This window comes from Streptomyces marinisediminis (assembly GCF_026262575.1).
GTDB classification, from domain to species: domain Bacteria; phylum Actinomycetota; class Actinomycetes; order Streptomycetales; family Streptomycetaceae; genus Streptomyces; species Streptomyces marinisediminis.
On the sequence record NZ_JAPKFL010000056.1, the window covers coordinates 1 to 6,984 of the forward strand.

The following is a 6,984-nucleotide window of genomic DNA, read 5'->3' on the forward strand; positions in this document are numbered from 1 at the left end:
CCCACCACTTTAGGCGATTTCCCCGGCCGCTCAAAATCGAGGGCGACGGAATTGCATTCGGCATGCCGAAAGCGTTCCCGTCAAAGATCGCGCTTCAGTAGGGGGTGCCACCGGATGGGGCGGAGTGCGTCACCGCGGAGCCGTGTCGACCCCTTGGCAACCCGAAGAACTCTACACGAGGCCCGGGCCAACGCAAAAAACCGTCAGCCCTGCCCGCCGGCGAGGGCGCGGCTGCGGTCGCGGGCGGCCTCCAGGGCGGCGATGAGGGCGGCGCGGACGCCGTGGTTCTCCAGTTCGCGGATGGCGTTGATCGTCGTACCGGCCGGGGAGGTGACGTTCTCCCGGAGGCGCACGGGGTGCTCGCCGCTGTCGCGGAGCATGACGGCGGCGCCGATGGCGGCCTGGACGATGAGGTCGTGCGCCTTGTCCCGGGGCAGGCCGAGCAGGATGCCCGCGTCGGTCATGGCCTCGACCAAGTAGTAGAAGTAGGCGGGCCCGGAGCCGGACAGCGCCGTGGCGGCGTCCTGCTGCGCCTCCGGGACGCGCAGCGTCTTGCCGACGCCGTTGAAGATCTCCTCGGCGTGCGCGAGGTGGGCCTCCCCGGCGTGGGTGCCGGCGGAGATGACGGACATGGCCTCGTCGACGAGGGCCGGGGTGTTGGTCATGACCCGGATGACGGGGGTGCCCGCCGTGAGGCGGTCCTCGAAGAACCGGGTGGGGATGCCCGCGGCACCGGAGATGACCAGGCGGTCGGCGGCGGTGTGCGGGGCCAGCTCGTCGAGCAGGGCGGCCATGTCCTGCGGCTTGACGGTGAGGATGAGCGTGTCGGCCGCCTGCGCCGCCTCGGCGTTGCGCACGGCCTCGACGCCGTACCGGGAGCGCAGTTCGGCGGCCCGCTCCGCACGGCGCGCGGTGACCAGGAGGTCGCCCGGTGACCAGCCGCCGCGGATCATCCCGCTGAGCAGGGCCTCACCGATCTTCCCCGTGCCGAGCACGGCCACTTTCTGCGTCATGCCCCCATCCTGGCAAACCGGCTCGGCGGTACGGCGCCGCCGTCCGCGTGGTGGTACGCGCCGGGGCCGCGCGGCACACGGCACACACGTCGGCACCCGGCACGCGGCGTCGCGGTGCCGCGGCGCGCCACGCACGGCGACACGGAGCCCCAGCGCGTCACACACCGCGCCACGTGCCACGCACCGGGCGGTGCGTCCGGCGATCGCGGCACCCCAGTACGTCACGCACGGCGGCGCGGGCCGCGCGCCAAGCGGTGCGCACGGCGGCGGGGGGCGTGCGGCAGGCCGAGCGCGACGCACGGCGCGGGGGCCGGACGCACAGCGGCACAGCCTGAAACGCACAGCAGTGCGGGGCGCACAGCGGCGCGGCCCGGGTCGCACAGCAGCGCGGGGCCGGACGTGCGGCGGCGACGTGCGGGTCGCACGGCAGCGCGGGGCCGGACGCACAGCGACGCGGCCCGGGGCGTGCGGTGGCGGGCGCAGGGCGAGACGCACGGTGGCGGGCACGAGCCCGAGACGCACGGCGACGGGCGCGGAGCGCGGGCGGCCGTGGACGCGGGGGTGCGGGCGTCCCCGCCGGTCAGCGGCGCCGCTTGGCGCGCTTCGCGCGGGCGGCGGGGTTGCCCGTCCGGGTGGTGCGGCGGCGCTCGTACCGGGCGAGGGCCTGCTCGTACTCGGCGCGCAGCAGCTTCTCGCCCGGTGCTTCCACCAGGGTGCGCAGCCCGTAGGCGAGGAGGATGCCGAAGAAGCCGATGAGCTTGAGGCCCTGCGTGGGCGACGCGCCCGGCGTGTCGCCGCGCGGCCCGGACCGCCGGGTGTAGGAGGACCAGGTGCGGGTGAACGCCAGGGAGGTGCACACGGCGAAGGCGACGACCAGCAGGGTGTTGACGAGGCTGCCCACTTCGGCGAGTGCCAGGCCCTGGTAGGCGAACCGCAGCACGAAGGCGCCGGCCGCCGCGGCGGCGAACGCGCCCAGGGCCAGCCCGGTGCGGCGGAGCGCGTAGCCGCCGGAGTGGTCGACCCACGTGGTGCCGTAGAAGCGGAGCGGCTCGGGGCCGGGCGCGGCCGGGTCGCGCGGGGGCGTGGGGTCCTGTGCTGCCTCGCCGGTGCCGTTCATGGTTCCGATTATCCCGGGTGGGCGGCCGTTCGCTCCGGGCGGGGGAGGCGGTACGCTGCGAATCGCCTCCGCGGGGGAAGCCGGTCGAAGTCCGGCGCTGACCCGCAACGGTAGACGGAGCCGGACGGCCCCGTGAGCCCGATCGCCCGCGGCGGTGCACGCTCCTGTCGAACTCGTCGTGGTCTGCGAGAAGGGGAGCCGCGCGGCACGGCCGCGCGCGGTGCCCGGCGCCGCGCGGGGCGGCCGGGTAGCTCAGAACCCGTCCGCGCACGGCCCGAGGCGAAGGTGGTCCGCCCGTGGCCCCACCCCCGGTCGCTGCTGACGTCGACCCGATACCGGACGCCCCGCCGGGCGAGGCCGCCGCGCCGTCGCGCCCGTCCGCCCGTCGGCTGCCGCTGACGCCGCTGGTGTGCGCGCTGCTGCTCGCGCTGGCGGCCTCGGTGCCCGTGGCCGTGGGGGTGGGCGCGGCCGGGGTGCCGTTCGACGCGGCCATGGGGTACCTGTGGGCCGGGGTGTCGGGGGGCTCGATCGCGCCCGACGAGGTGTCGGCTTACACGATCGTGTGGGAGCTGCGGCTGCCGCGGGCGCTGCTGGCGGCCGTGGTGGGCGCGGGGCTCGCGGCCGTCGGGGTGGCTTTGCAGGCGATGGTGCGCAACGCGCTGGCCGACCCCTTCGTGCTGGGCATCTCCTCCGGGGCCGCGGTCGGGGCGAACGCGGTGCTGATCTTCGGGGCGTTCGCGTCGCTGGGCGTGTGGGCGCTGTCGGGGGCGGCGTTCGTCTCGGCGCTGGCGGCGATGGGCCTGGTCTACGCCGTGGCCCGCAGCGCGCAGGGCATGACCCCGCTGCGGCTGGTGCTGACCGGCACCGCGATGTACTACGGGTTCTCCGCGATCACCACGCTCATGGTGTTCGCAGCCGAGCGCGGGGAGGCGGCGCGCTCGGCGATGATGTGGCTCATGGGCAGCCTGAGCGGGGCGACCTGGGCCACCCTGCCCATCGCGACCGCCGCGCTGGCCGGGGCGCTGGCGTACCTGGCGCTGTCCGCGCGGCGGCTGAACGCGCTGGCGATGGGCGACGAGACGGCCGCGGCGCTCGGGGTGGACGCCGAGCGGTTCCGGCGGGCGCTGTTCCTGCTGACGGCGCTGGTCACCGGGGCGCTGGTCGCGGTGAGCGGGGCGATCGGCTTCGTCGGACTGATGGTGCCGCACGCCGCGCGGATGCTCGTCGGCGCCGACCACCGCCGGGTGCTGGCGGTCGCCCCGGTGGCCGGCGCGGTGCTGCTGGTGTGGGTGGACGTCGCCTCCCGCACGGTGCTGGCGCCGGTGGAGCTGCCGGTGGGCGTGCTGACGGCCGTCATCGGCGTCCCCTGTTTCCTGCTGCTGATGCGGCGTCGCGGCTACACCTTCGGAGCGGCCTGATGCGCGTGGACGTCGAGGCGCTGAGCGTCGAGGTCGCCGGGGCGCGGCTGGTGCGGGAGGTGACGCTGACGGCGAGCAGCGGCCGCCTGGTGGGGCTGGTGGGGCCGAACGGGTCGGGGAAGTCCACGGTGCTGCGGTGCGTGTACCGGGCGCTGCGGCCCAGCGGCGGCGCGGTGCGCGTCGGCGGTGACGACGTGCACGGGCTCACCGCCCGTGAGGGGGCGCGGCGGCTCGCGGCGCTGCCGCAGGAGGTGGCGACGGAGTTCGGGTTCACCGTGGCGGAGGTGGTGGCCATGGGACGGCTGCCGCACCAGCGCGCGGCCGCGCGCACCTCGGCGGCCGACCGCGACGCGTGCGCCCGGGCGCTGGGGCGGGTGGGCGCCGCGCACCTGGCCGACCGGAGCTTCCTGACCCTGTCCGGCGGGGAGAAGCAGCGCGTGCTCATCGCGCGGGCGCTGGCCCAGGAGCCGCGCGTGCTGGTGCTGGACGAGCCGACGAACCACCTGGACATCGCGCAGCAGCTCGAGGTGCTCACGCTGGTGCGCGGCCGGGCCACCGGTGACGCGCCCGGCGGGCTGACGGTGCTGACCGCGCTGCACGACCTGAACCTGGCGGCCGCCTACTGCGACGAGCTGTACGTCATCGCGGGCGGCACGATCGTCGCCTCCGGCGCGCCCGGCGCCGTGCTGACCCGGGAGCTGCTGGCCGAGGTGTTCGGGGTGCGCGCGCATCCCGTCACGCACCCGGAGACCGGCGCCGTCCAGCTCCTGTTCGACCGGCTCCCGTCCCGGCCCGGCCCGACCTGATCGACCGTTCCCCTGCCCCGTCCCTCCCCTTCCCTCTGGAGCGCTCCATGCACCGTTCCCGTCTCCGCCCCCGTCCCCGTCTCCGGAAACACGCCGCGCCGCGCCGTACCGCCGCGTCGGCCGCCGCCTGCGCCCTCGTCCTGCTCGCCGGCTGCGGGGCGGAGGTGACGTCCGAGGACGACGGCGCAAGGGCGGGCGGGGGCCACTACCCGGTCACGGTCACCAACTGCGGCGAGGAGCGGACGTTCGAGGCGGCCCCGGAGCGGGTCGTCACCAACGACGTGGGCATCACCGAGATCATGTTCGCGCTCGGCCTGACGGACCACATGGCCGGGTACGTGATGCGCGCCGACCACGGGGAGCACGCCGACACGCCCTGGGCCGACGGGTACGGGAAGACGGAGTGGCTCGGCAAGGAGTCCATCACCAAGGAGATCGCCGTGGACGCGCGGGCGGATCTCGTCTTCGCGGGGTGGAACTACGGGTTCAACGAGGCGGAGGGCCTGACGCCGGCCACGCTGGAGAAGCTGGGCATCGACTCCTACCTGCTGACGGAGTCCTGCCGCAACGGGGAGGGCAAGGCGCGCGGCGTGATGTCGCCGCTGGACGCGCTCTACACCGACCTGCGCAACCTGGGCCGCATCTTCGACGTCGAGGACCGCGCCGAGGAGCTGGTCGCGGACTTCCAGGCGCGGGTGGCGGCCGTGAAGGACGAGGCGCCCGCGGGCGCGGACCGGCCCCGGGTGTTCCTCTACGACGACGGCCGGGACAAGCCGCTGACCTCCGGCCGCTTCGCGGGCCCGCACGACATCATCACCAAGGCGGGCGGCGACCACGTGATGGCGGACCTGGAGGACTCCTGGGTGACCGTCGGCTGGGAGACGGTCGTCGAGCGGGACCCGGAGGTCATCGTGATCAACGACTACGGGGACGTCTCGGCGGAGCAGAAGGAGGAGTTTCTGAAGTCCTTCGCGCCACTGCGGAACGTCTCCGCGATCAGAAACGACCGGATCGTGGTGCTGGAGTACGCCGACCTGGTGGAGAGCCCGCGCAACCCGTCCGCGGTCGAGCGGCTGGGCGACTACCTGCGCGAGCACGGCTGAGCCGGCCCCCGGGCGCCCCGGCCGCCGGGGCGCCCGGCGCCGCGCCGTCCCGCCGGGGCGCGGGCGCCCGAGCGGCCCCGCCGCGTGACGCTGCTCATACACTGGGGGTGTGGTGAGCAGCGACTGGCAGACGAATCTGCGCAAGCGGGGCTACCGGCTGACCCCGCAGCGCCAGCTTGTGCTGGAGGCGGTGGACGTGCTGGAGCACGCCACGCCGGACGACATCCTCACCCACGTGCGCAAGACGGCGCACGGCGTGAACATCTCCACCGTCTACCGGACGCTGGAGCTGCTGGAGGAGCTGGGGCTGGTCAGCCACGCCCACCTCGGGCACGGGGCGCCCACCTACCACCTGGCCGACCGCCACCACCACATGCACCTGGTGTGCCGGGACTGCACCACGGTGATCGAGGCCGACGTCTCCGTGGCGGCGGACTTCACCGACCACCTGCGCGAGCGGTTCGGCTTCGACACCGACATGAAGCACTTCGCGATCTTCGGCCGGTGCGAACGGTGCCGGGCTGACCGGGGCGACGACGCGCCGTAGGCTTGCGGCATGTCCTATCTGAGTCCTCTGCTGTCGCTGCCCGGTGCCGTGGCCGGGGAAGAGCCGGACGAAGGCGTGGCCGCGCACTACGGCGACCTCTTCCGCGAGCAGCGCGCGCTCGCGGACGGCACCGGTTTCGTGGACCTCTCCCACCGCGGCGTGGTCGCCGTCTCCGGGGAGGACCGGCTGAGCTGGCTGCACCTGCTGCTGACCCAGCACGTCAGCGAGCTGCCGCCGCACCAGGCGACCGAGGCCCTCGTCCTGTCCGCCAACGGGCACATCGAGCACGCGCTCTACCTCGTCGACGACGGCGAGACGGTCTGGGCGCACACCGAGCCGGGCGCGCAGCAGGCGCTGATCGCCTACCTGGAGTCGATGAAGTTCTTCTACCGGGTGGACGTCGCCGACCGCACCGAGGCGTACGCGGTGGTGTACCTGCCGGCCGGGTCGATCGCGCCGACGCCGCAGGGCGTGGTGGCGCGGGAGACGCCGCACGGGCGCGAGCTGTTCCTGCCGCGCGGGCGGCTGGAGGAGTTCGCCGACGCGCACGGTCCCGCGGTGGGCGTGCTGGCGCACGAGGCGCTGCGCATCGAGGCGCACCGGCCGCGGCACGGGCTGGAGACCGACCACCGCACGATCCCGCACGAGCTGGGCTGGCTCGGCTCCGCGGTGCACCTGGACAAGGGGTGCTACCGGGGCCAGGAGACGGTGGCCCGGGTGCACAACCTGGGACGGCCGCCGCGTCGCCTGGTGTTCCTGCACCTGGACGGCAGCGAGGTGCGGGTCCCCGGGCACGGGGACCCGGTGCGGCTGGCCGCCGACGGCCCCGACGGGCGCGCGGTGGGCTTCGTGACCAGCTCCGCGCGCCACCACGAGCTCGGGCCGATCGCGCTCGCGCTGGTCAAGCGCAACGTGCCCGCCGACGCGCAGCTCCTGGCCGGTGAGGACACCGCCGCCGCCCAGGAGATCGTCGTCGCCCC

At 74.9% G+C, this 6,984-nt stretch carries 7 protein-coding genes; 5 read left to right on the forward strand and 2 right to left on the reverse strand.

What is annotated here, in order from left to right; translation table 11 throughout:
- Positions 1–203 precede the first annotated feature (203 nt).
- Both proC and OSB71_RS23860 read right to left on the reverse strand, forming a co-directional pair.
- Positions 204–1,013 carry a pyrroline-5-carboxylate reductase gene (gene proC, locus OSB71_RS23855; RefSeq protein ID WP_265950881.1) on the reverse strand — a complete coding sequence of 270 codons (810 nt, stop codon included), beginning with the start codon at positions 1,011–1,013 and terminating at the stop codon, positions 204–206.
- A 580-nt stretch (positions 1,014–1,593) separates the two neighbouring features.
- Positions 1,594–2,130, reverse strand: a complete 537-nt coding sequence (locus OSB71_RS23860) for a hypothetical protein (protein ID WP_265950882.1) — start codon at positions 2,128–2,130, stop codon at positions 1,594–1,596.
- Between the two features lie 440 nt (positions 2,131–2,570).
- Here OSB71_RS23860 and OSB71_RS23865 point away from each other — a divergent pair, with 440 nt between their 5' ends.
- The 5 genes from OSB71_RS23865 to ygfZ all read left to right on the forward strand — a co-directional run.
- A complete protein-coding gene (locus tag OSB71_RS23865; RefSeq protein WP_416237321.1) occupies positions 2,571–3,548 on the forward strand; it encodes a FecCD family ABC transporter permease in 978 nt (325 codons plus the stop codon).
- Complete coding sequence (locus tag OSB71_RS23870; RefSeq protein ID WP_265950883.1) at positions 3,548–4,354, forward strand: ABC transporter ATP-binding protein; 807 nt, start codon at positions 3,548–3,550, stop codon at positions 4,352–4,354. The genes OSB71_RS23865 and OSB71_RS23870 overlap by 1 nt, the downstream gene beginning before the upstream one ends.
- A 47-nt stretch (positions 4,355–4,401) precedes the next feature.
- Entirely contained in the window at positions 4,402–5,457 is a 1,056-nt protein-coding gene (locus OSB71_RS23875) for an ABC transporter substrate-binding protein (protein WP_265950884.1), read from the forward strand.
- Between the two features lie 109 nt (positions 5,458–5,566).
- A complete protein-coding gene (locus tag OSB71_RS23880; RefSeq protein ID WP_265950885.1) occupies positions 5,567–6,004 on the forward strand; it encodes a Fur family transcriptional regulator in 438 nt (145 codons plus the stop codon).
- A gap of 9 nt (positions 6,005–6,013) precedes the next feature.
- Positions 6,014–6,984, forward strand: a 971-nt coding sequence (gene ygfZ, locus OSB71_RS23885; RefSeq protein WP_265950886.1) for a CAF17-like 4Fe-4S cluster assembly/insertion protein YgfZ, incomplete at its 3' end; no start/stop codon positions are given.

Bases quoted from the DNA above. Each gene is read 5' to 3' on its own strand.
- OSB71_RS23870 (WP_265950883.1), top strand. From the start codon at position 3,548: ATGCGCGTGGACGTCGAGGCGCTGAGCGTCGAGGTCGCCGGGGCGCGG.
- OSB71_RS23875 (WP_265950884.1), top strand. From the start codon at position 4,402: ATGCACCGTTCCCGTCTCCGCCCCCGTCCCCGTCTCCGGAAACACGCC.
- OSB71_RS23860 (WP_265950882.1), bottom strand. From the start codon at position 2,130: ATGAACGGCACCGGCGAGGCAGCACAGGACCCCACGCCCCCGCGCGAC.
- proC (WP_265950881.1), bottom strand. From the start codon at position 1,013: ATGACGCAGAAAGTGGCCGTGCTCGGCACGGGGAAGATCGGTGAGGCC.